The sequence below is a fragment of the Polaromonas sp. JS666 genome (assembly GCF_000013865.1).
Classification (GTDB): Bacteria; Pseudomonadota; Gammaproteobacteria; order Burkholderiales; family Burkholderiaceae_C; genus Polaromonas.
Genome location: NC_007950.1, coordinates 69,852 through 91,976, shown reverse-complemented (window position 1 = coordinate 91,976; position 22,125 = coordinate 69,852). Strand labels below are relative to the sequence as shown.

At 58.5% G+C, this 22,125-nt stretch carries 23 protein-coding genes; 16 read left to right on the top strand and 7 right to left on the bottom strand.

Annotated features, from left to right (window positions below; all coding sequences use genetic code 11):
• Positions 1 to 15 precede the first annotated feature (15 nt).
• A complete protein-coding gene (locus BPRO_RS26670) occupies positions 16 to 210 on the top strand; it encodes a hypothetical protein (RefSeq protein WP_041390626.1) in 195 nt (64 codons plus the stop codon).
• 328 nt (positions 211 to 538) lie between these two features.
• Here BPRO_RS26670 and BPRO_RS29985 read toward each other — a convergent pair whose 3' ends face one another.
• Positions 539 to 901: a hypothetical protein gene (locus BPRO_RS29985; RefSeq protein ID WP_157046058.1), complete on the bottom strand. Its 363-nt coding sequence runs from the start codon at positions 899 to 901 to the stop codon at positions 539 to 541.
• Between the two features lie 35 nt (positions 902 to 936).
• On the opposite strand from BPRO_RS29985, the gene BPRO_RS26665 reads away from it, so the two are divergent.
• Complete coding sequence (locus tag BPRO_RS26665; RefSeq protein WP_011486166.1) at positions 937 to 2,262, top strand: IS1380-like element ISPosp7 family transposase; 1,326 nt, start codon at positions 937 to 939, stop codon at positions 2,260 to 2,262.
• A gap of 407 nt (positions 2,263 to 2,669) precedes the next feature.
• Positions 2,670 to 4,415 (top strand): fatty acyl-AMP ligase, encoded by a 1,746-nt coding sequence (locus BPRO_RS26655; RefSeq protein WP_049764334.1) that lies wholly within the window; start codon positions 2,670 to 2,672, stop codon positions 4,413 to 4,415.
• Between the two features lie 53 nt (positions 4,416 to 4,468).
• On the opposite strand, the gene BPRO_RS26650 is transcribed toward BPRO_RS26655, so the two are convergent.
• Positions 4,469 to 5,692 (bottom strand): ISL3 family transposase, encoded by a 1,224-nt coding sequence (locus BPRO_RS26650; protein WP_011486164.1) that lies wholly within the window; start codon positions 5,690 to 5,692, stop codon positions 4,469 to 4,471.
• 102 nt (positions 5,693 to 5,794) lie between these two features.
• On the opposite strand from BPRO_RS26650, the gene BPRO_RS26645 reads away from it, so the two are divergent.
• From BPRO_RS26645 to BPRO_RS26620, 6 genes are all read left to right on the top strand, one after another.
• Positions 5,795 to 6,760, top strand: a complete 966-nt coding sequence (locus BPRO_RS26645) for an acyl-CoA desaturase (RefSeq protein ID WP_011486163.1) — start codon at positions 5,795 to 5,797, stop codon at positions 6,758 to 6,760.
• Between the two features lie 22 nt (positions 6,761 to 6,782).
• Positions 6,783 to 7,106: an acyl carrier protein gene (locus tag BPRO_RS26640; RefSeq protein ID WP_011486162.1), complete on the top strand. Its 324-nt coding sequence runs from the start codon at positions 6,783 to 6,785 to the stop codon at positions 7,104 to 7,106.
• Positions 7,107 to 7,139: 33 nt separating this feature from the next.
• The gene (locus tag BPRO_RS26635) at positions 7,140 to 8,030 is read left to right on the top strand and encodes an SAM-dependent methyltransferase (protein WP_011486161.1); all 891 of its coding nucleotides are present in this window, start codon (positions 7,140 to 7,142) and stop codon (positions 8,028 to 8,030) included.
• 25 nt (positions 8,031 to 8,055) lie between these two features.
• Positions 8,056 to 9,030: an acyl-CoA desaturase gene (locus BPRO_RS26630; protein WP_011486160.1), complete on the top strand. Its 975-nt coding sequence runs from the start codon at positions 8,056 to 8,058 to the stop codon at positions 9,028 to 9,030.
• Positions 9,031 to 11,724: a type I polyketide synthase gene (locus BPRO_RS26625; protein ID WP_011486159.1), complete on the top strand. Its 2,694-nt coding sequence runs from the start codon at positions 9,031 to 9,033 to the stop codon at positions 11,722 to 11,724.
• Between the two features lie 71 nt (positions 11,725 to 11,795).
• Complete coding sequence (locus BPRO_RS26620; RefSeq protein ID WP_011486158.1) at positions 11,796 to 13,352, top strand: beta-ketoacyl synthase N-terminal-like domain-containing protein; 1,557 nt, start codon at positions 11,796 to 11,798, stop codon at positions 13,350 to 13,352.
• A 180-nt stretch (positions 13,353 to 13,532) separates the two neighbouring features.
• Here BPRO_RS26620 and istB read toward each other — a convergent pair whose 3' ends face one another.
• The 3 genes from istB to BPRO_RS29980 form a co-directional block, all read right to left on the bottom strand.
• Positions 13,533 to 14,360 (bottom strand): IS21-like element helper ATPase IstB, encoded by an 828-nt coding sequence (gene istB, locus BPRO_RS26615; protein WP_011486157.1) that lies wholly within the window; start codon positions 14,358 to 14,360, stop codon positions 13,533 to 13,535.
• Positions 14,353 to 15,858: an IS21 family transposase gene (istA, locus tag BPRO_RS26610; RefSeq protein ID WP_011486156.1), complete on the bottom strand. Its 1,506-nt coding sequence runs from the start codon at positions 15,856 to 15,858 to the stop codon at positions 14,353 to 14,355. Before istA ends, istB begins: the two co-directional genes overlap by 8 nt.
• 93 nt (positions 15,859 to 15,951) lie before the next feature.
• Positions 15,952 to 16,104 carry a hypothetical protein gene (locus BPRO_RS29980; RefSeq protein ID WP_157046056.1) on the bottom strand — a complete coding sequence of 51 codons (153 nt, stop codon included), beginning with the start codon at positions 16,102 to 16,104 and terminating at the stop codon, positions 15,952 to 15,954.
• A gap of 277 nt (positions 16,105 to 16,381) precedes the next feature.
• Between BPRO_RS29980 and BPRO_RS29100 the strand changes: the two genes are divergently transcribed.
• Positions 16,382 to 16,648, top strand: a complete 267-nt coding sequence (locus tag BPRO_RS29100) for a hypothetical protein (RefSeq protein WP_081430607.1) — start codon at positions 16,382 to 16,384, stop codon at positions 16,646 to 16,648.
• A 55-nt stretch (positions 16,649 to 16,703) separates the two neighbouring features.
• On the opposite strand, the gene BPRO_RS26605 is transcribed toward BPRO_RS29100, so the two are convergent.
• Together BPRO_RS26605 and BPRO_RS26600 are read right to left on the bottom strand one after the other, a co-directional pair.
• A complete protein-coding gene (locus BPRO_RS26605; protein ID WP_011486155.1) occupies positions 16,704 to 17,288 on the bottom strand; it encodes a DUF6036 family nucleotidyltransferase in 585 nt (194 codons plus the stop codon).
• Positions 17,285 to 17,749, bottom strand: a complete 465-nt coding sequence (locus BPRO_RS26600) for a type II toxin-antitoxin system Phd/YefM family antitoxin (RefSeq protein ID WP_011486154.1) — start codon at positions 17,747 to 17,749, stop codon at positions 17,285 to 17,287. The genes BPRO_RS26605 and BPRO_RS26600 overlap by 4 nt, the downstream gene beginning before the upstream one ends.
• 119 nt (positions 17,750 to 17,868) lie before the next feature.
• Here BPRO_RS26600 and BPRO_RS26595 point away from each other — a divergent pair, with 119 nt between their 5' ends.
• From BPRO_RS26595 to BPRO_RS26570, 6 genes are all read left to right on the top strand, one after another.
• Complete coding sequence (locus BPRO_RS26595; RefSeq protein WP_011486153.1) at positions 17,869 to 18,183, top strand: hypothetical protein; 315 nt, start codon at positions 17,869 to 17,871, stop codon at positions 18,181 to 18,183.
• Positions 18,176 to 18,892, top strand: a complete 717-nt coding sequence (locus BPRO_RS26590) for an IS6 family transposase (protein WP_011486152.1) — start codon at positions 18,176 to 18,178, stop codon at positions 18,890 to 18,892. The genes BPRO_RS26595 and BPRO_RS26590 overlap by 8 nt, the downstream gene beginning before the upstream one ends.
• A 595-nt stretch (positions 18,893 to 19,487) precedes the next feature.
• On the top strand, positions 19,488 to 19,979 hold the full coding sequence (locus tag BPRO_RS26580) for a DUF4402 domain-containing protein (RefSeq protein ID WP_011486150.1): 492 nt from the start codon (positions 19,488 to 19,490) through the stop codon (positions 19,977 to 19,979).
• Positions 19,980 to 19,996: 17 nt separating this feature from the next.
• On the top strand, positions 19,997 to 20,617 hold the full coding sequence (locus BPRO_RS29090) for a hypothetical protein (protein ID WP_157046054.1): 621 nt from the start codon (positions 19,997 to 19,999) through the stop codon (positions 20,615 to 20,617).
• Positions 20,617 to 21,165 carry a DUF4402 domain-containing protein gene (locus BPRO_RS29085; RefSeq protein ID WP_232291626.1) on the top strand — a complete coding sequence of 183 codons (549 nt, stop codon included), beginning with the start codon at positions 20,617 to 20,619 and terminating at the stop codon, positions 21,163 to 21,165. Before BPRO_RS29090 ends, BPRO_RS29085 begins: the two co-directional genes overlap by 1 nt.
• A gap of 82 nt (positions 21,166 to 21,247) precedes the next feature.
• The gene (locus BPRO_RS26570) at positions 21,248 to 22,111 is read left to right on the top strand and encodes a fimbrial biogenesis chaperone (RefSeq protein WP_011486147.1); all 864 of its coding nucleotides are present in this window, start codon (positions 21,248 to 21,250) and stop codon (positions 22,109 to 22,111) included.
• The last annotated feature ends 14 nt before the right edge of the window (positions 22,112 to 22,125 follow it).

Here is a 22,125-nt window from a genome sequence, read left to right as displayed (position 1 = left end):
TTGAGATTCTCATGGTTGACCGCCTCAGCAGCCACAACCGGCGCTGGTGGCGACGCTGCAGACGGTGGCGTTGACGGCATCGACAGCTCGACGACTGCGCAACCGGCGTCGCACCATCCCGCTCGCCACGACAGCCTCGCCCGCGCCGCCTATGAGGCGGGCATGAGCGTGTCGCTGGTGGCCCGGCAAGGGCTTCGTTTTGCTCGATAGCACCACAAAAGGGCTACTACACTCGCAGCCGGCCGGTCACACTCCATCCCTGTCCGCGAACCGGGGTTCCACGCCGGAACCCCTGAATGTCAACAATGGTCAAAGCACTATCGCTGGCGTGAGCGCACTTTACTATTTCCGCATCGCGTCAATGACGATAGAAAGTTTGCTAAATCAAGCATGAAATGTCTGCGCCAAAACAATCTCGCCGACTGAGCGGGACGAACTCGAAGACGATACGGTGGGAAAAAATGAATTCAGCGAAGAACAATAAGCGTGAGGGTGAACCTGCAACATCAAACTGCGGCTTGTGTGGTCGCCGGCCGCTTCACTTGCTGGCGCGACACCCAAAGAGTCTTAAGAGCATTGCGACGTCGATGGACCAATTGCGTCCATCGAATTGCGGCGCAGAAAACTTTTCGTAAAAAACAAATGCCTGACGAAAAATATCGCTCGGCACGAGGTGCATGTTTTTCGCTATAAAAAAGATGCTCCACGGAACCAATGAAGAACCAAATTTCCGGGTATTTTTCACCAGATTTTTAGAAGGGGTCGGCAATTTTTTTCCGATACGCTGCGCCGCGACTTGCACATAAATTGACCCAATACGGGTTACGTACGGATTCGAGGGAGCTAGCCTGAATATTTCACCTATATGAGTCGGCAGTCCCGCCCGAAGGCGCGTTGTCATTGGTATCTGACGCCAACCACAACATGGGACTGCCAATGCCAAACTGTACCGAAGAAATCGGAACGAGCAAGATTGAATTTGGCCAGCTCGGTCGCCGAGTGGTGGAGGGTCGATTTGACGGCGGCAGCATGACCTCTGATGGCGGGGTGATGCTGCTGGGGGCCACCGACCGCAAGCTGGGCCTGATGGAGGCGGCGGCGCGTTGCATCGCCGATCCGCGCAGCCCGTTGCTGATCAAACACGGCGTGGCCGACATGCTGCGCCAGCGCGTGTATGGGCTGGCACTGGGCTGGGAAGATTTGAACGACCACGGCGCGCTGCGGGACGACGTGGCGATGCAAACGGCCGTCGGCGTCGACCGCGAAGTCGCCAGCGCCCCGACGCTGTGCCGGCTGGAGAAGTGGGCGGATCGGGCCACCGCCTGGCGGCTACACCAGGTGCTGGTCGAGCAATTCATCGCCAGCTTCAAGACTGCTCCCGAGGAACTGGTGCTGGACTTCGACGCCACCGACAATCCGCTGTACGGCCAGCAGGAAGGCCGCTTCTTCCATGGCTACTACGACTGCTACTGCTATTTGCCGCTGTACGTGTTCTGCGGCCAGCAGCTGCTGTGCGCCTACCTGCGGCCCAGTCGCATCGATGGGGCCAAACACGCTGGCGCCATCTTCAAGCTGCTGGTCACGCGGCTGCGCCAGCAGTGGCCCCAGGTGCGTATCGTCTTTCGAGGCGACTCGGGCTTTTGCAGGCAACGCATCATCAACTACTGCGAGCGGGCCGGGGTGCACTACATCGTTGGCCTGGCGCGCAATGCGCGGCTTGAGCAGATCACCGAATTTCTCGAACTGTCCATGAAGGATGACTACCAGAGCAGCGGAGTCAAGCAACGCGAGGTGGGCGAGTTCATGTATGCCGCGCAGAGCTGGGCGCGCGAGCGCCGGGTGATCACGCGGCTGGAGTGCGGCGCACAGGGCACCAACCCGCGCTACGTGGTGACCAATCTCTCGGGCGGCGCCCAGGAGCTGTACGACGATCTGTACTGCCAGCGCGGCGAGGCCGAGAACCGGATCAAGGAGGCACAGGTTGGGCTGTTTGCCACGCGCACGAGCTGCCAGCACTTGCAGGGCAATCAGCTGCGGGTGTTGCTGGCGGCGTTGGGCTACGTGCTGATCGAGCGGCTGCGCGCGCTGGCCCTGGCCGACACGGCCCTGGCCTGTGCCCAGGTCGATACGCTGCGTATCAAGCTGCTCAAGGTGGCCGCGGTGGTCACACGCAACACCCGGCGTATCCGCCTGTACCTGGCCTCCAACTGGCCCAGCGCCGACATCTTCGCGCATGCCATGCGCCAGCTTCGCTCTCCGTAGCGTTCAGCCCAGTGCCTGGCCGGCGCGTTGACACAAAACGGCCCGCAACCCACGCCGGGGTGGGGGCAGGTGCGCCTTGGCGCCGCGCAAAGCAACCAACAAATGCTTGTCCGGACCTCTTCGACCTCTGCGATGACCTCATCGCACTGAAAAACCTCGATACCAGGCTATGAGAGGAAAAAGCGTGAAATATGCGGGCTAGGGGTTTTGGTATTTTTTGCCTGGGCGATTTTGCCCATCGGGGTTAGCGCAGCCCGTTTTCGATCTGCGTCACATCATCGTCAGAGTCATTCAAAACCGCGTGCCTCACAGCTCGCGGCTTTGCCGTGGGCGCGACCTTTTGGCTTTCCTGCCGCAGGTCTTTTGCCCAATCGGCCGGAGAACCTCCTGAACTCAAGAAGTGCGCCTTGACGTCCCTGGCCCAAAGCATTCTCAGGAACCTCGACTTCCACGCCGAAGTGACGCCCGAGAAGTTGGCGTATCGCTTCCTTCCCGACGCGGGTGGCGTGCCGATCGAGATCAGTTATGGCTCCCTGAGGACGCGGGCGTGGGCTATTGCTGCAGGGCTGCTCTCGCTGGCGAAGCCCGGTGACCGGGCGCTCATCATGCTGCCGTCTGGACTTGAATTCATTCAGGCCTTTCTGGGTTGTCTGTACGCAGGCGTGATTGCAGTTCCGCTGTACCCGCCGCGGCCCAACCAGAACTTCCAGCGACTGGCGTCCATTCACGCGAGTGCCACGCCGGCGCTTGCAATCACGACGGCCGCACAGTTGCCGGGCTTGAAGACGCGTTTCCAGGCAGATATCCACCACGAGCAAATGAATTGGGTTGCGATCGAGGCGCTCATGCAAGAGGCGAGCGTCACGCCGCGCCCGCTGCCGAGTTCCACCGATATCGCCTTCATCCAGTACACCTCGGGCTCAACGTCGGCACCGAAGGGCGTGGTGCTGAGTCACGGCACTATCGTCCATAACCAGGAACAGATTCGCAAGGCGTTCCGACACGACGAGACAGATCACGTGATGGGCTGGCTGCCAGCTTTCCACGACATGGGCCTTATCGGCAACATCTTGCAGCCACTGTACCTCGGCATCGGCTGCACCTTGATGTCGCACCTGTCGTTTCTTCAAAGACCGTTCCGGTGGCTGCAGGCAATTTCAATGTACCAAGCCACCACGAGCGGGGGGCCGAACTTTGCCTACCAACTCTGCGTGCAGAAGATATCTGAAGAACAAAAAGCCGGGCTGAACCTGAGCAGTTGGAAGCTGGCCTTTTGCGGCGCGGAAGTCGTTCGGCCCGAAACTATCAATCAATTCAGCCAGGCATTTCATCGGTGTGGGTTCGATCGCCAAGCTATCTACCCGTGCTATGGCTTGGCCGAGGCGACATTGTTTGTCGCTGGCGCCGCGGCCAAGGATGACGCACTAATCAGGTCGTACAGCGCCGAAGCTCTGAGGGGTGGCCGGGCCGTCTTCCGGGTTCCGGACGAGACGACATGCTCGATGGTCAGCTGCGGCACCACTTTCGATCACGACGTGCGCATTGTCAATCCAGCCACCAGCATAGAGCAGCAAGCGGGCGAAGTCGGTGAAATCTGGATTCACAGCGGGAGCGTGGCGCTCGGCTATTGGAACAACGACGTACTGACCCGCGAGGTCTTTGATGGGCGGATCACGTCCGACACCCTGGAGAAGTCGTTTCTTAGAACTGGTGACCTCGGCTTCTTCGATGAGGGCAAAAACCTCTTCATCACAGGTCGCTTGAAAGATCTCATCATTGTGAGAGGGCGCAATCATGCTCCAACGGATATTGAGTTCACCGTAGAGCGTAGCCACCCTTCGTTCCGGCAAGCCGGCTGCGCCGCCTTTGCCGTCGATATTGACGGGGAAGAACGACTGGTTGTGGCCCAGGAGATCGAACGCACGGCGCGTGACGTTGATCCGCTGGGCGCGCGGGATGCAGCTTGCGAGCAAGTCACGCGCGAACATGGACTCAAGGTTTATGAGATTGTCTTCGTGCGCCACGCCGCACTACCGCGAACGTCGAGCGGAAAGATTCAGCGATACCTGTGCGCACAACACTACCTGAACGGAATGCTCGCGTTGGCGACCTTCAGGAGCCACGCGGAAAGAGGCATCGAGGAAATTTCTTGATGCGCTCAACCGTAAATATTTTGGAGCTTCGTTGAATTCACTGGGAGCTTTTCCTAGGCCATAGCCAAGTTCAACTTTCCACAATGAAACAGAATCCTTGCCCGGTAGTTGGTGAAGTTGCGAAACCCGCGCGCATTGGCTTTGATGAGCTGGATGGCACTATTGAAGCCTTCTGCACAGGCGTTGCTGATTCCATGTTGGCTATAGTTCAGCAGTCCTTCCTCGTGGCGTCGGAGCATCCTGACTACCTTTTTCACAGGCTCCAGGCGACTCCTCATCGCGTTATTCGACCAGGCTTTGAAGAAGCGCTTGGCAGCTCCTTTGTAGCTGTAGCTCCAGAACTGGGTAAAGTTCTCCTTGATGCACCAGGCCCGGCTCGTCTTCAAGTTGAGCTGGTTCAAGGCCCGAAACGAGACGGCTTCAGCGCTACGGCCATCGGGATACTTTCTCAACCACGCCCATTTGCTGCCTGCCAATGGCGAGGTGCCTGCTTGGGACAACTTGCGGTGCTCCTGTTTTCTCACAGCATCTACCGCCTCGCCGAGATACTTGGAGATGTGAAACTTGTCATGCACGATATCGGCCTGCGGCACGCATTGCCTGGCCGCACTCATGTACGCCGGCCACATATCCATGGCCACCGCCTTGACCGACATGCGTTGCGCCGGAGTAAGCGTTTCCAGCAAGCTCACGGCCGCTCCCAGCTTCCTGTCTGGCACCAAGTCCAGCACCCGCGAGCGGTCAATGTCGGTCAGGATGCTGGCGTAGGTGTGGCCCTTCTCCGAACTCTTTTCATCGACGCCAAGGTACGAAATCTCTTCCTCGGTACGCCGCAGCATGCCTCGCGCCACGGCGCTGACCATGATGGCGTTGACCGTGCTCCAGGACAGTCGTGTGAGCGTACATACGGCTTGCGTGGTGGGACAGGCCTCAAGCAGTTTGATAACGAACGCAGCCATCAAGGTGGTGACCCGGCTGTAGCGCTCCGCCCAGGGCACCATCAACTCTTCGACAGTGCCGTCACTGAATTTGAGCTGGGGAATACGTGCCTTGATGACCGTCTCAAACTGGCATGTATCAAGGTGACGCCATTGGCGCTCGCTCCAGCCATTGATGTGAGCCCTCTTGGTCGCATCGGTGGGGTCAGCCCATACCTGACCCTTCTTCAACACGACTTCGACCACCACGCGCTGGTCTGTCAAAGAAAGGTCTACCTTCTTGACCGACCAGGGTGCCTTCAGTCCAAGAAGCTGCTCATACAGCGCCGTATCTTTCATGTTCAAGCTGGTAATTTTGAATCACTGGATTGTCCTGCAGCGAGCAAAAAATCACAGTGAAATTGATGAAGAACCAATATTTTTAAGCAACGAGAGGATGAAATGAGATTAGACGCGGATTCGTTCGACAATGAGACCTACATCGCTAGACCGATCACGGTCGAAGAGCTGTCGGTCAACAGCAGTTACCTCATACGATTGCAGCAGCGATGGGCATGGCCGACCGTGACGCTGTCTTTCGCCGGCGCAGGGGTGGCGGCTTGGCTGGCTGTCACCGAGGGGGTCTCGATCGCAGAGATCGGCATTCTGGTCGCAATGTACGTGCTGACCTATCTCGGACTCACAGTGGGGTACCACCGCTGCTTTGCGCATCGCGCGTTCAAAGCCAACCCGCTGGTACGTTACGTACTCGCGATCCTCGGGTCGATGAACGTGCAAGGCCCAATTGTTTTTTGGGTCGCGACGCATCGGCGTCATCATCAGTTCAGCGATGTGCCGGGCGATCCGCATTCACCGCACTTGCACGGCTCCGGATTTCGGGGAAGCGTCGAAGGCTTCTTTCATGCGCATATCGGTTGGCTTTTTGCGGCCGACATGACCAATACGGCGCTGTATGCGAGAGATCTTCTGCGCGACAGCGTGATGCGGCGCATCAATCGGCTGTACCTGGTGTGGGTAATGCTCGGACTTCTCATCCCGACATTGGCTGGCGCGCTACTTCTCGGCGGGGTAGGTGGAGCGCTCCGAGGCCTCCTGTGGGGCGGCTTAGTGCGCGGGTTCATCGCATATCACGCAACGTGGGCGTTGAATTCGCTCACGCACGTCGTCGGCAAGCGGGACTTCAACACCCAAGACCACAGCCACAACATTGGATGGCTGGCAATGCTCACGCTCGGCGAAGGCTGGCACAACAACCACCACGCATTTCCGTACTCCGCAGTTCTCGGACTGAAGTGGTGGCAGCTGGACGTCTCCGCGATCGTGATTCGCATGCTCAAGGCGTTGGGCCTGGCGTGGGACGTCAAGGTGCCCCTAAAAAAGGCACGAGAAGTGATGGCAACGGCTTAAATATTTTGATCAAGAGGAAACCATGAATACGAATGCATTCGATCCCAAGGGCTTGAGCTCGGAAGAAATCTCGCTGGAAATTCAGGATTGGCTTGTCCGCCATATCGGCGACCTGCTGTCCCTCCCCGTTGACAAGGTTCCAGTCGACGCGCCGTTCGACCGATACGGGCTTGATTCGGCCGCAGCGGTGGGAATGATTGGCGACTTGGGCGATTGGCTGGGCAAGACCCTCGAACCTACTTTGCCCTACGACTACCCCACGGCGCAACAGCTGGCCGATCACCTTGCGGCGGTAATCGCCGACGCGCCCGTGCATAGCGAAAGCCCTGCACTCAGCACTACCTGAAAACGCCATCGCCTTTTGCCTGGAGAACAAGCCATGATTGATGAAAAACAAGCCGAGGCGCAAGCCGAACGGGTGCGGGGAGCCTCTGCGGAGGCCATTCAGAACCACTATGACGTTGGAAACGACTTCTATCGTCTCTGGCTGGATCGCACCGGCACCTATTCGTGCGCCCTGTGGGAAGCCGGCGACGATCTGGAAACGGCGCAGCTGCGTAAGCTGGACTTCCACATCTATCAGGCCCGGGCATCTCAAGCGGCGCGTGTTCTAGACATCGGCTGCGGCTGGGGTTCCATGCTCGGCCGGTTGAGCGGGGAGCATGCCGTTCAACAGTCTGTAGGGCTGACCCTGAGTCAGGAGCAAGCTGATTGGGTGGTGGCGCTGGGCCTGCCCCATGTAGATGTTCGTCTTGAGAGTTGGCAGGATCACCAACCCAGCGCACCGTACCACGCCATTGTGTCCATCGGCGCTTTTGAGCACTTCGCGCGCCTGGGCACGAGCGAGGAAGAGAAGATCGCCGACTACCGGAAGTTCTTCGAGCGATGCCACACCTGGCTGAAGCCAAGTGCTTGCGTGTCCTTGCAAACCATCACCTACGAAAATTTTGACGAGCGAAAGCCGAACTCCTTTGTCGCCGATATTTTTCCTGAATCAGACCTGCCGCGCCTGGCCCAAATCATGAAGGCCTCACAAGGGCTATTCGAGGTTGTTGCCTTGCGGCAAGACGGAGCGCACTACGAGAAGACGCTCAACTGCTGGCTATTCAATCTGAAGGAGCGCCGCAGTGAAGCCTTGGCTCTCGTTGGCGATGCCGGCGTGAGGCGCTACGAAAAGTACCTTGGCATGTTTTCCGTGGCCTTCCATGTCGGCGCGATGAATCTTGCGCGCATTTCCCTGCGCCGCATCAATGCGCCGGTCAAGGCCTGACGGTCACTTCGCAGGAAGGAACAATATGAGACTCACGTTGCCCACTACGAGCATACAGACCGCAGAAAGCGTATTCGTCATCAAGCTCCGCCTGGTGCTGGTGCATCTTGGCGCTCTCTGCATCTTTTTCGTGCCATTCACCTACCAGTTGTTGGTCGGTGCTGTGATTGGCTACTTTGTGCGTGTGTTCGCGTGGGAGGGCGGGTCGCATCGGTACTTTGCGCACAAGGCCTACAAAACGTCCCGAGGCTTTCAACTTTTCCTCGCGCTCCTGGCGGCCGCGGCCGGTGTACGTGGCCCTCTTTGGTGGGCTACTCATCACCGACTTCATCATCGGACTGCAGATACCGCCGAGGATCCGAACACTCCGCTTTTCCGCGGCTTCTGGCATGGCTATGTGGGTTGGCTCTTTCTTCAAGAGAACGCTGACTCGAATCTGGATGCGACCAAAGACCTTTCGCGATATCCGGAACTTGTGATCGTGAATCGCTACCAATATTTCGCTCCGCTGGTGCTGATGGCACTGACGTACGCGGTTGGACAGTACACGCCGTTGTTCGGGGCAAAAGGCATGGGCGTAAGCGCCTTGATCTGGGTGTTTTTCCTCAGTACCGCGCTTTCGCTTCAATCCCTGTTTTCGGTGGGCGCACTGGGTCACGGCATCAAGCCCAGCGTCTTCAATCACCGGCGCTTTGAAACCGGCGACACGTCCACGAACCTCGGGCTCATGGCGATCTTCACCATGGGAGGCAGTTGGCACAACAACCACCACCGCTGCGCTGTCGCAGCGCGGTCAGGGTTCTATTGGTGGCAGGTCGATCTGACGTACTACGTTCTTCGATTGCTGAAGGCGGTTGGCCTGATTTGGGACTTGCGGCTGCCATCAGCTCGAATCTTGGAAGAGGGGCGCAGAGGTGCTGGTCGGCAGACCGCTGAAATTGCAGGGGTCGCAGAAGACCTGACCGCGCGCCAGGAGCACGGCTACGAGGGCGTCAAGTAGATGGAGTCGGACATCGCGATAGTCGGCATGAGTTGCCGCTTGCCTGGCGCGTCGAATGTGGAAGCCTTCTGGAGCCTGTTGTCCAAAGGCGAGTCAGCCATATCGGAGGTTCCGCGAGAGCGCTGGGATCTCGCGCGCGTCTATGACGCTGACCCTCTTGCCGCGGGCAAGGCAAACACGCGGTGGGGTGGGTTCATTGACGGGGCCGAGTTGTTCGACGCCGAATTTTTCGCGATGTCGCCGGAAGAGGCGGTGATTGTCGATCCGCAGCAGCGCCTCATGCTCGAACTAGCCTGGGAGGCGCTTGAGCACGCGGGCATTGATCCGCAGAGCCTCAGGCGCAGCGCGGCAGGGGTCTATGTGGGCATTTCCCACAATGACTATGAGCGCATCATCTGCCGGGATCAATCCCGGATCACGCGGTTTCACGGCACCGGTGCCTATCAGTCGATGGCGGCGAACCGACTGTCGTACTTTCTCGACACCGTGGGCCCGAGCATGACTTTGGACACGGCTTGCTCTTCGGGCTTGGCCGCGCTGCATGTAGCCTGCCAGCAGCTCAGAAGTCGCGAAGCGCCACTGGCCATCGTAGGCGCGGTAACTTTGCACCTGACGCCGGAAGAGACGATTGGGTTGGCCAAGGGCAAGCTGCTTTCTCCGGACGGGCAGTGCAGATCATTCGACGAGGGAGCTAACGGCTACGTACGCGCTGAAGGCGGGGTGTCGCTGGTGCTGCGCCGGCTGGACGACGCGCTGGCCGAAGGACTCCGTGTCTTGTCCGTGATTAAAGGCTCTGCCGTCAATCACAACGGCCGCAGCAACGGGCTCTCGGCGCCGAATAGCCCGGCGCTGGTGGCCGTGATGCAACAGGCGCTGGCCGCGGCCGGCATAGAGCCTGGCCACGTGGGATTCGTGGAAACGCATGGAACAGGTACCGCGTTGGGCGACCAGCTTGAGTTGAAAGCCTTGCGCGAGGTGTACGGTCAGCCCGGCTCCGAGACCTCATGCTGGCTCGGATGCCTCAAAACCAACATGGGACACTTGGAGACGACTTCAGGCCTCGCGGCCCTGATAAAGGCCACGCTGGCCATCCGTCATGGAGCGATTCCGCCCAATCTTAATTTCACAAGGCCGCCTGCTAACGCAAATCTGGCCTCGACGCGGTTGGTATTCCCCACGCAACTGGAGCCTTGGCCTGTGATCTCGTCCACGCGACGCGCGGCTGTCACGGCATACGGCTTCGGAGGCGCGAATGCGCATGTTCTCCTGGAGGCGCCGCCATCCGAGGTGCCTGCGGCGATGGCTGATTGCGTGGGGCCGCAGCTCCTTTGTATTTCGTCCGCCACGGCCGCCGGCCACAAGGACTTGTTGGCCCGATACGCCGAGCACCTGGAAAGACCGGATGGATCTTTGGCCGATATTTGCTTTACGGCCGCCGTGGGACGCGCCCAGTTCGGGTACCGCTCCGCATTCTTGGCCAATAGCTTGCAAGACGCAGCAGATCAAGTGCGCGCGCGGCTGATCGCAGATACAGCAGAGGGCGCATCCAGCAAGCGGCTTAGCTTGGTGTACTTCTTCGGGGCACATGCCGGAGTTCCTGCGGGCAACGAATGGTGGCAAAGGCAGCAGGCCTACCGTGCCGCTTGGCAAGAATGTGTCGATTGCGCACCGTCGGCGGGCCCTGACGGCGACGACGTGACGACGGACGTCCGGATTCTGGAGTTTGCTCATGCTTTCGCACTGGCCCGCCTATGGGCCAGCTGGGGTGTCCGGCCGGCAGCGGTTGCGGGTCGAGGGATTGGCGTATTGGTGGCGGCGGCGGTTGCGGGCCTTGTGAGTCCTGCGCAGGTCGTTGGCACACTGATCGGCGGCAGAGCTCCCCGCATGGACGCCAAGACGCGCGTGAGCCTGCTCGACGCTGACACCGGGGAAGTTGTGCCGATCGAAAAGATTGACCTTGCCGCATACGCCTCCCGGAATGCCGTGACCACCGGCGCGCCGAATTTCCCCGATCACGACGTGGCAGTAAACATTGGTGCGGATGGCAATGCAGAACGCGAGATTTTGCAGAATCTGAAGCAGCTATTTTTAGCTGGGGTCAAGCTCCCGTGGTCGCAAATTTACGCAGGTCGTTCAAGAAAACGAGTTGACGCACCGCTGTACCCATTTCAGCGAAAGCGACATTGGTTCGATCCCATTCCGCAAACTTCAGCCGAGAGTTCTTCGCCCATCGTTCGGGCGGTGCCGACACTTATGCCCGCCGCGACGAAGCCAGCGCCAGTTTCGGTCAAGGCGCCTGCCGTGGCCCAACAGACGAGGACGCTTCACGGTTCCGCAGACCTTAGTCGGTGGATCGCGGAGCTGCTCGCCGCGCGTCTGAATCTGCCGGCGACCGCTATTGATGTGAATTCTGCGTTCAGTGATTTCGGAATGGACTCGGCTGCGGCTGTCGCGATGGCCATGGAGATTGAAGACCACTTGGGCATCAAGCTCGATGTGACGGCGCTGTGGAGTTATCCGAATGTCGCCGCGCTCGCGCGATACCTGGCATCGCTGTTGGCCGACAGGACGAATGCGCCCAAGGTGAGCGCGGTGGTGGCGGTATCTCCTTCGGTTGCACCAGCGGACTCATCGGACACCAGTCGTCGGTTGAGCATCATCGAACAACTCAGACGAGAGCTGCTCACTTCATAGGCCAGAACCAAAAGCATTTTTCACGCTGCCGAGCGGCGCGTGAGGAGTAACGATTTCAAGAGGTAGGGACAGTGGACGACAACCAGGTTTTATCGCAAGCACTTTCAAGACTCCGCGAGCTCAAGGCGGAGGTGGCGCGCTTGTCTGGCTCACGCGTGGACGGGGTGGCAGTGATCGGCTGCGCGATGAAATTTCCCGGTGGGGTCAACAGCCTTGCTGATTTTGAGGCGCTGCTGTTTTCCGGCCGTGACACCGCGGCGCCGATTCCGGAAGAGCGTTGGAACGCAGCGCGCTACTTCAGCGCAGACAGAAAAGCCGAAGGTCGGCTGTACGCGGCCGCAGCCTCCTTGGTTGACGGCATCGCTGACTTTGACCCCCTGTTCTTTGGCCTGTCCGCCTCCAAGGCGATAGACATGGATCCACAGCATCGCCTGCTGCTGGAAATTGTCTGGCGAGCCCTGGAGGACGCCGGGATCGCACCCAAGACGCTCAGCGGCAGTCGCACTGGTGTCTACGTGGGCCTCTCTTCGGAGGACTACTCTCACGGAAGCATCAATTCTGGCGATCCCACCCGGATTACCGCGTTCAGCACTCTGGGAAATGCGCGGAGCATTGCGGCCGGCCGCATCTCGTACCTGCTGGATCTTGCTGGGCCATGCATGCAGCTGGATACGGCGTGCTCGTCGTCGCTGGTCGGCATTCACCTCGCGCGCACCGCGCTGCTGAGCGGGGAAATCGACATGGCCATCGTCGCCACGGCGAACTTGATCATCTCGCCTCACGGCAGTATCGCCTGCAGCAAATTGCGGGCGGTGTCGATTGATGGGCGCTCCAAGCCTTTCGATGCGCGCGCCGACGGGTATGGCCGCGGAGAGGGCATCGCCGCGGTGATTTTGAAGCGCGCAACCGATGCAACCCAGGATGAGGATCATGTGTACGGCCTTATCAAAGGCTCGGCAGTCAACCATGATGGTCGCAGCAACGGGTTGACAGCGCCAAATGGGTCAAGACAGGAGGCGGTGATTCGTGACGCGCTCCGAGAGGCAAAGTTCGACGCCGAGAGCATCCAGTATGTCGAAGCGCACGGGACTGGTACGCCGCTGGGCGATCCGATAGAAGTTATTTCGCTGGGCAATGTGTATTCACCGCGTGGAACGCGAGATCGGCGCCTGCTGGTCGGAAGCGTGAAGGGCAATGTCGGTCATCTGGAGGCTGCAGCTGGCATGGCCGGACTGCTCAAATTGTTGGTTGTGTGCAAGGCTGGAGAGGTTCCGCCGACTGCCAATTTTCAAGTCCCGAATCCCCGTATTCCCTGGGCGAACTATGACCTTGAGGTCAACGACACGACTCGCGCACTGAGCACGCGAGTGCCGATTCGGGTGTCCGTAAGCGCCTTTGGCCTGAGCGGCACAAATTGCCACGTTGTCATGGAGCAAGCGCCCCGCGCGCCGGAGAAGATGAGCTCTGGCACCGCCGGGCCGCACTTGCTTTGCATCAGTGCCCAAACGAAGACGGCATTGATGGTGCTGCTTAAACATTTTCGCGTCCTCATCGACAGTGATGGCTGCGATCTCGGCGAAGTATGTCGCAGCGCCAACGTGGGCCGCAATCATGTCGGCGCCGCTTGAATATTGACCCACCCTGCCGATCCAATATTGACCCAGGGCGGGTTGCTGGTTTTTGAATCAGCAACTGTGGATAAGTTTACTCAATTGCTGGTTCTTACCTCATCTCCTTGTCTTTGATTGCGAGCAGGGGGAAGGAGCGAAGGGCGTAGCCCGTAGCGGATTCCCCCTGCTTGGGCGACCTCAGAACGGCGCGTCCAACTCCTCGGTGGCGGGTGCTGCCAAGCTGCCTTTGCGGGCGCTTTCCCTGGCCTTGATGCGCGTCTTGGCGGCCATGGTGCTGTGCCTGAACCGATAGGACTCGTTGCCCGTCTCCACGATGTGGCAGTGGTGGGTGAGCCGGTCCAGCAGCGCCGTGGTCATCTTGGCATCGCCAAACACGGCCGACCATTCCGAGAAGCTCAGGTTGGTGGTGATCACCACACTGGTGTGCTCGTACAGCTTGGAGAGCAGGTGAAACAGCAAGGCACCTCCGGTCTGGCTGAAGGGCAAATACCCCAGCTCATCAAGGATGACCAAGTCCAGGCGCATCAGTGCCAATGCGATGCGTCCGGCTTTGCCCTCGCGCTTTTCTTTCTCCAATTCATTGACCAGATCCACCGTGGAATAAAAGCGCACGCGCTTGCCCTTTGCTGCAATGCCAGACACCCCAATGGCCGTGGCCAAGTGCGTCTTGCCGGTGCCTGGCCCACCAATGAGAACCGCGTTTTGTGCCGTGTCGGTGAAGTCCAGTGTGGAGAGTTGCTTCACCAGCTTTTGATCCACCTTGGCCGCCTCAAAGTCAAAGCCCGCCAGGTCACGATGCAGTGGGAATTTGGCCGCCTTCATCTGGTGACGCACCGAGGCCATGGCGCGCTGGGTGTGCTCGGCTTGCAGTAAATGCTCGATCAACCAACGGGAGGTTTGTACGCCCACATCGGTTGGCTCTCCCTCTTGGGTCGTCAAGTCGGCCCAGGCTCCGGCCATGCCGTGCAGGCGCAGCTCTTTGAGTTCAGTGGTGATATCACGCATGACCCACCTCCACCATGGCGTCGCCACGTAGACTGTCGTAGCGGCCTGTGTTGGCGACTGGCACCTCTTTGAGCTGCAGGGTACTCTCAACAGTCTGGGGCAGCTCTCTGGCGTTCAGACGCGCCAGTACGTTGAGGACGTGTTCGGTGCTGAGCACACCAGACTCGATGACCAATGCCACCGCCACCAGCACCGCCTCCAGGCCATGGCTGGATACGCAGTTGAGCACCTGCGCCATGATTTTGTCGCCCCCGTCGTGACGCATCAGCCCTTGACGCAAACGCTGCAAAGGCGCTGGCATGTCAGCAAAGGGAGCCCCGTTGCGCAGGGCGCCGGGCTTGCGCTGTACCAGCGCAATGTAGTGCTGCCAGTCGTAGCAGATGTGGCCTCGGTTTGCGAGGCGCTCGTGGCTGGCAACGATGGCCTCATCGGTGGCAATCTCAACTCGGTTGGGGTACAGCCGGGTGCTCACGCGCTGGCCCGCCAGTTCACATGGCACCGAGTAGCGATTGCGTGCCACCGCCACCAGGCAGGTGCTGGATACTTTGGCTGACCTCTCCACATAGCCGTCAAACGCGGTGGGCATGGGCATGAGTTCGCCACGCTCTTGCTCCAGCATCTCGGCTACGCTGAATTGCTTGTATTCGGGGTGGCGAATCTCCTCCCACAAAGCCCGGCACCGCTCAGCCAACCAGGCGTTGAGCTCGGCAAAGCTGCCAAACTTGCGCGTCTGTGCATCCAGCCAGATACGCCTGCGACTGTCCTGCACGTTCTTCTCGACGACCCCTTTCTCCCAGCCGCTGGCGACGTTGCAAAAGTCAGCGTCAAACAGGTAGTGCGCGCACATCACGGCAAAGCGCGCGTTGACGACCCGGCCCTTACCCTTTTTGACCTTGTCCACGGCGGTCTTCATGTTGTCGTAGATGCCCCGGCGCGCCACGCCACCCAAGGCCGCAAAGGAGCGGGTGTGGGCATCGAACAGCATCTCGTGACCCTGGCTCGGGTAGGCCACCAGCCAGAAGGCCCGGCTGGCGCACAGCTTCATATGCGAGACCTGCATGCGGTGATAAATGCCGCCCACTACCAAGCCTTCTTCGCTCCAGTCAAACTGGAACGCCTCACCCAGGTCGAACTTCAGCGGTACAAAGGCCTTGATCTGCTTGCCCGCACTGGCACGCCAGGCACGGATGAAGTCCGTGACACGGGTATATCCACCGACATAGCCGCTGGCCTTGATTTGCGCGAACAACGCGCGTCCCGTGCGCCGATTCTGCTTGGGTCGCAGCGCGTCGGCCTTGAGCGACTGCTCCAGCTCCGCAACAAACTCACTGAGCTTGCTAAACCCCGCCGCCCTGCTGTAGGCCGGCACCTGCACGGCCTCTGGCGTCCTCAGCCAGCGGCGCACCGTATTGCGCGACAAGCCCGTGCGCTTGGTGATTTCATGCAACGACACCTTGTCGCGCAAATACATCCGTCGAATTCTTCCCAACATTTCCATGGTGATCACCTTGTTCGTCCCCTGCCCAAAATTTAGGCAAGGCAAGTAAAACACCTGGGTCAGTTTTGAGTCGGCACAGTGGCCTAAAGTGGGTCAGTTTTCGGTCGGCGGCAACAGCATTGCGCCAGCGGTGCTCAAATTGTGGGTGGCATGTCTGAGTAGCGCGTTCAATGCGCTCAGCGCTTCGACGACCACGGCGGGCTCGCTTGCCAGGTTCATCAGGCCGCAGACACCGGCATCGAACATCCACGCCGCGATCTCAAGAGCCGGGGAATCGAGTTCCGGGGTTAATGCGCAGCGAACGAAGCCTTGTCCCTGGCTGATCCTCGTGCTACGGACCCAGACCAGACGACCAAACCAAGGATGCCAGCGATATCGAACTTCCCGTGACTCGGTACTATGGGTGTTTCGTTGTTGACTTGTACAACACTGTGCGACTGCACTCCAAATTGGGGAACTTGTCACCCAATGCTTTCGAGCATAAATCGGCAACTCAACAACCTATTGATGTGTCCGAAAAGACTTGACCACCACATACTATCGCTGCTCGGGCTGCGGTTTCAAATTCACGCGCGCTTTTGATCATTGGACACCCTCAGACTTTGCGCCGCAAATTTACAATGGCGAGCGTGGTACGCGCACAGCGCAGGACGTGAGCCGTCAATTTGGCATCCACGCTGAAAGGCTTTCCGTGCTTGACTGGGGAAGTGGCGAGGGCAGCTTTGCCGCAGATCTGCAACGACACGGTTTTTCCAGGGTCGACAGCGGCGCAGGGCGAAACTCGAAGTGACTAGCGCCGATATGCAGTAATCGAAAATTTGCAAATTGAAATTGGTCGACTGTTGCTAAGTTGACGGGGAATCCGCTCGCGGCACTTCCGCGCGCGAGTCTTTGACAATCTCGAACCAGGCACGATCTTCTTCGACCAGAACACGGGCCCTTTGTTCTTCTTCGCTGTCGTAAAAGTTCGTGCTGCCGATGCGAGCCATGACGATCGGCATCGATACAACCCCCGCGAGAATTCCCGCCTGTATCCATCTCCGATCGCGAGGCTCACCGCGCGCGTATTTGGACAAAGCGGCATCGTTGGGATCGAGAAACCAGGCCCTCAGGCCGTCGCACTCGACCTTGATCAAACGGTCCCGCCAGCCGTCCGGCAGGCTCGGCAATTCCGGCGAGACGGCATCGAGAAAAAAGCCCGATTTCTTGTGATACGGCGAGTTTTCGCCCAAGGCATCCACGACGTCGAAGATGCGGCCGGGGTCGGCTTGGGTGTAGCAGTCAATGTCATTTGACATGGTCATCGAGTCCGGAATTTCGAAGCTCTGCTCAAGGCCCAGGATTGAAAGACTGCCGATGACTACGAAATCGGTGTGCCCAGACAGCGTCCGGGCCTCCTTAAACATCGCAAAAAGCGCGTCCAGGTTCACGCGTGCACTCCGACCCATGGCGAGTTTTGACGAAGGGAGGCCCCCCAACCACCGACGTCAGAGACGATCGTGGCCGCCATCTCCTGTGGGTTCATCTTCAGGATTTGCTCCCATTTTTGGATGTAGTCCGCACTGCAAAGACGCTCGGCGCGCCAGCGATCGACCATGGCACGCGCATCTTTGATCAACCAGTCGCGCTTGTCTGGCGCCAACGTGACCAAGTCGAACGCAATTCGCTGATGCCTGATAAGCCGGTCTTTTTCGATCACAGCCTGCTTCACCCTGGCGAGCTGGCGAGCTGAATTTCCTGGATCATTTTTTTGCACACGCTCGAAAAACTCAGGCGACGTCAGGTACGCAGCGACTCTCCCGTGCTTCTCAATCGCCACAGGCGCAGAGGCTGATGCCTTCAGCAACTGGCCAAAGCGCTGTTTTGCGTCGGTTGAAGAGAACTGTTCCATTTGTAGAGTTTCATAAAATTTTGTCTGATTTATATTAAAACATCCATTTTGTCCATTTTACTGGGTTTACGGAAGATTGGCCAGCGGTGCGGCTCGGCCACTCGCTTGAACGCGCAGCGATGGCCCTCAAAATCTCCAAAGGCGTGGTCGCCAAATACGTTAGCCTGGCCAACGCCGCTGGCCTGGACTGGGGCGAGATCAAGCCCATGACAGAGGCTCATTTGCAAGCCCGGCTGCTACCGGGCAATGGCGGCGATGGGCGTTTCATCCAGCCCGACTTTGCCCAGGTCCACCGTGAACTCGCCCGCAAAGGCATGACCCTGATGCTGCTGTGGCAGGAATACCAGGCCAGTCATCCAGCGCAGCGCACCAACCAATACTCGCAATACGGTTCTGTCGCAATAAGCGTAAACGACAATCCAGCTCATGCTTGATTTCCGCAAGAGTTCGATTATTGGTGCCTTGCTCAAGGTGCTCATTCGGTTCCACTATCCGCTGGAAGTGATGCTCACCTGCGTGCGCTGGTATGTAGCCTACCCGCTGAGCCTTCGCCACATTGAAGAGATGATGCAGGAGCGCGGTGTTGTCGTTGACCACGCCACCGTGCATCGCTGGGCGATCAAGATGGTGCCGGTGCTGGCTGCCGTATTTCGTCGGCGCAAGCACCCCGTTGGGAAGAGCTGGCGGATGGATGAGACCTATATCAAGGTGGCTGGTGAATGGAAATATCTGTATCGGGCCGTTGATCGCCAGGGCGATACGGTGGACTTCCTATTGACTGCCAAGCGAGATATGGCGGCTGCCCGGCGCTTCCTGGAGCGGGCGATCAACCTGCACGACGTGCCAGAGAAGATCACCATCGACAAGAGCGGCGCGAACACTGCGGCCATTGAAAGCGTGAAAGCAGACGCCTGCGTTGATATTTTGATGCGCCAATGCAAATACCTCAACAACATTGTCGAGCAGGACCATCGGGCCGTCAAAAGGGTCACCCGACCGATGCTGGGGTTCAAATCGTTTTGGAGTGCGCGGATCATCATTGCCGGCATCGAGACCATGCACATGATCCGCAAGTGGCAGATGGACTGCCCCGCCGGTCAACCCATGTCCGCAGCCCAGCAGTTCTACAGCCTCGCTGTTTGATCACCAGGTCAGCGACGCAACTCTTCTCGGCCAGACTCCACTATTGCGACAGAACCCGGCTCGCTGCGGTCTCCGTTGACTTCTATGGCATGCGCCGCCACAGATGCGTTCGGATTTCCGTGGTAGGTGTTGTAACCAAAGTTGACATAAGGACTGACGGGCAATCGCCCGCCAATGACGGGGAGATTGTCATGGGAGCCATTCAGAAGGAGCTTCGCACTGCTGACCTGACGCTGGTTTTCTGTGAGTTGGAAAACAATGCATGTTAAACACGTCAAATGTTTACCGGCTAACAATTTGACTTTTTGATGTGAGTCGTGCTCGTTTATAACTGGTCATCGGTTGGCGATGGCTCTGTGCGGGGACGGTAATTTTGGTTTTGGTAGTTTTGACCTCCCTCATTCATAACGGTAAGGCGTTTGCGAAAAAAAAGGCCGTTTCAGGACCACATCATCCCAGCAAGATCAATAACTTTAAGGAGCTCAACATGGAAAAAATCCATTCATACCACCTTTTATAAATAGGTGGCCTGAGCTCTGGGCACGCTAGAGACTAGGCTTAGTTAGTTTTTATTAACCTCATAGGAGCCCATCAAATGAAAACCTTATCCCGCTTTTCCCTCCTTGCTACATTCATGGCAGTCGCCGCTACCTTTTCCACCGGAGCGCTGGCCGCAACCGCTACGGGAACGGCCAGTGCCACCGTGCTGACCCCCATCGCGATCGCTGCTGGCACCGCACTGAACTTCGGAACACTTTCAGGCAATGCCTCGGGCGGAACGGTCACGTTGACGTCGGCGGGCGCCCGGAGTGCAACCGGCACAGTGGTGTTTGCAACTGGTGCCTTCTCGGCGGGATCGTTTACGGTGACGGGGACCGGCGCCTCAACGTTTGCTGTGACCTATCCAGCCGGCTTCAACGTGGTCAGTGGTGCCAATACCATGGCGGTGACCGTTACGGGTGCAGCCGCTGGCGCATTGGTTGGCGGCACCATCGCGTTTCCTGTCGGTGGCACGCTGACCGTTGATGCGAATCAGGCGGCGGGTAGCTACACGGGGACCTATAACCTGTCGGTTGAATACAACTGATCCTTTTGGGAGGGGCTATGCCGCGCCTGTTTTTCCTTCGCAGTCGGTCATCCCGCGCCAATGCGCTGGCATTGGCTTTGGCGATTGCCCCGGCAGTGCTGAGTTTTGGAGCGAATGCGGCTTCGGCTACTGGCGCGGTGAGTGCTACTGTTATTGGTGAAATGATTTCGCTGCCAATTGTAATCCGCTTGCAAACTCCGCAGGCCAGCGTGCAGGCTATGCCTATCAGACTTGGCTTTACCATTGACCAGCCGACTCGTGCTCGTGCTGCACCGGGTGGCGTGGGGTCCACTGGAGAGGGATCAGTAGGCGCAAGCTTCGGGATCACGTTGGTTGATGTCGATGCGGCAGGGGTGGCGAGGTTTAGCGTGGCGGGAGCTGATGCTACGTCAGGCTACATGATTCAGTTTCCTACCTCGAGAGATAGTCTCATCGCCCAGAACTCTTTGGTAGTAGCGTCCCGCCAGCCGGGTTTATCTTCCTCAGGAGCTCAGGGATTTTCCGCGAATGATTCAGCTGCGTCATTGATTGTGCCGGCGCAATCACTATTGAGTGGTGGACGGCTCGCCGTCGAAGTCAGCCAGGCTTTGACCAAACTCTTGTCGGGTGAGTTGAGCGTGCAGGTTAACTACAATTGATGCAGGCGCCCGTGGTCGGTATATTGACGGTGGGACGACCATTGTCCTCGAAAAAAATCATAGATTTTCTGCGCCGATTGAATAACCTGCTGGTTAGTGCTTTCGTGATCTCTTCGGTCGCCTTTCTTCCTGGCGCCGGCTTTGCGGCCCCCAAGACAACGATTATCTCTGTAAACACTGTTATCAACTTCGGCTCTTTCTCGGTGCTGCCGAGTTGTGCCAATTGCACCATCACGATCAGTCCGCTTGGGGCACGAACCGCTTCAGGCGGGGTGGTGCTGACAACCAGCAACCCGGGCAGTGCCGCAACTTATTCGGTTACCGCACCGGGTAGCGGCGTCTCCTATACCGCAGTCTTCACGCCGACGTCCGCAACCATGGCGGCGGGCGGTGTGACGATGACTGTGGGTAGCTTTACGACACTGCAAAATCCTTCAAACGGCACCCCCAATACCTTGTCGGTGGGTGCGACGTTGACCATCCCCAACAGTGGCTCAACCGCGGGCACCTACACCGGTGCAGCCTTCACCATCACAACGAGCCCTTAGGTCAATAATTGACATACTTTTTCAATATGCTTTCAAGCTACGCTGAAAGAAGGGATGTGCCCGTGTTTACAGCAAGGCTGTCATGAGAATATTGCGCTTCAAGACGACCAAATCTTTATTGATTGCTCTGTTGCTTCTGCTTGTTGTGAGCGTTGCGCCGGTGCCTGCCTTTGCCGATCTGATGATCAATCCGACTCGAATCGTGTTTGAGAAAAACCAGCGGTCGGCACAGATTGATGTCATTAATGACGGCACCGCCCCGGCCACCTACCGTCTCAACATCGTCAATCGCCGGATGACCGAATCTGGCGAGTTTCAAGCTATCACAGAACCTGGACCTGGCGATCAGTTTGCCGGCCCCATGCTGGTTTTTTCACCGCGGCAGATCGTGTTGCAGCCGGGAACGCAGCAGTTGGTGCGGATTGCCGTGCGCAAGCCTGCTGACCTGGCACCGGGTGAATACCGGTCCCACCTCAGTTTTGAAAAGGTGGCCGATCCGGCCTTGACGAACTCCATTGAAGGCCAGATGAAGCCGGGCGCTAACGAAGTGGGCGTCACCATTGCCGCATTGATTGGCGTTTCTATTCCGGTCATCGTTCGCCATGGAGACACCGAAGCAGTGGTGACTCTCTCCGATATTGCGCTGGAAAAGCCTAAGGCTGCCGGTCAACCGCCTGTGATTGCCTTGCAGATGCATCGAATGGGCAACCGTTCGGTCTATGGTGACCTCACGGCCACGTTCAAGAGCTCTTCGGGGAGCGAACAGGTTGTGGCACAGGCGGGTGGCGTCGCAGTTTATGTTCCGAATGCACTTCGGCGGGTAAGACTCACGCTTCAGACACCGGCAGGAACCGTGCTGGCCGGAGGCACGCTCAGCGTGACCTACAAGGAGCGCACGGCTGACGGCGGCAAATTACTCGCAGAAAATGCGGTCCAGATTCCTTGATGGTTTTTCCTGCT

Coding starts and splice junctions, on each gene's coding strand:
- BPRO_RS29985 (WP_157046058.1), bottom strand. CDS start 901: ATGACAACGCGCCTTCGGGCGGGACTGCCGACTCATATAGGTGAAATA.
- BPRO_RS26665 (WP_011486166.1), top strand. CDS start 937: ATGCCAAACTGTACCGAAGAAATCGGAACGAGCAAGATTGAATTTGGC.
- BPRO_RS26650 (WP_011486164.1), bottom strand. CDS start 5,692: ATGAAAGATACGGCGCTGTATGAGCAGCTTCTTGGACTGAAGGCACCC.
- BPRO_RS26645 (WP_011486163.1), top strand. CDS start 5,795: ATGAGATTAGACGCGGATTCGTTCGACAATGAGACCTACATCGCTAGA.
- BPRO_RS26640 (WP_011486162.1), top strand. CDS start 6,783: ATGAATACGAATGCATTCGATCCCAAGGGCTTGAGCTCGGAAGAAATC.
- BPRO_RS26635 (WP_011486161.1), top strand. CDS start 7,140: ATGATTGATGAAAAACAAGCCGAGGCGCAAGCCGAACGGGTGCGGGGA.
- BPRO_RS26630 (WP_011486160.1), top strand. CDS start 8,056: ATGAGACTCACGTTGCCCACTACGAGCATACAGACCGCAGAAAGCGTA.
- BPRO_RS26625 (WP_011486159.1), top strand. CDS start 9,031: ATGGAGTCGGACATCGCGATAGTCGGCATGAGTTGCCGCTTGCCTGGC.
- istB (WP_011486157.1), bottom strand. CDS start 14,360: ATGCGTGATATCACCACTGAACTCAAAGAGCTGCGCCTGCACGGCATG.
- istA (WP_011486156.1), bottom strand. CDS start 15,858: ATGGAAATGTTGGGAAGAATTCGACGGATGTATTTGCGCGACAAGGTG.
- BPRO_RS29980 (WP_157046056.1), bottom strand. CDS start 16,104: ATGTTCGATGCCGGTGTCTGCGGCCTGATGAACCTGGCAAGCGAGCCC.
- BPRO_RS26600 (WP_011486154.1), bottom strand. CDS start 17,749: ATGGAACAGTTCTCTTCAACCGACGCAAAACAGCGCTTTGGCCAGTTG.
- BPRO_RS26595 (WP_011486153.1), top strand. CDS start 17,869: ATGGCCCTCAAAATCTCCAAAGGCGTGGTCGCCAAATACGTTAGCCTG.
- BPRO_RS26590 (WP_011486152.1), top strand. CDS start 18,176: ATGCTTGATTTCCGCAAGAGTTCGATTATTGGTGCCTTGCTCAAGGTG.
- BPRO_RS26580 (WP_011486150.1), top strand. CDS start 19,488: ATGAAAACCTTATCCCGCTTTTCCCTCCTTGCTACATTCATGGCAGTC.
- BPRO_RS29090 (WP_157046054.1), top strand. CDS start 19,997: ATGCCGCGCCTGTTTTTCCTTCGCAGTCGGTCATCCCGCGCCAATGCG.
- BPRO_RS29085 (WP_232291626.1), top strand. CDS start 20,617: ATGCAGGCGCCCGTGGTCGGTATATTGACGGTGGGACGACCATTGTCC.
- BPRO_RS26570 (WP_011486147.1), top strand. CDS start 21,248: ATGAGAATATTGCGCTTCAAGACGACCAAATCTTTATTGATTGCTCTG.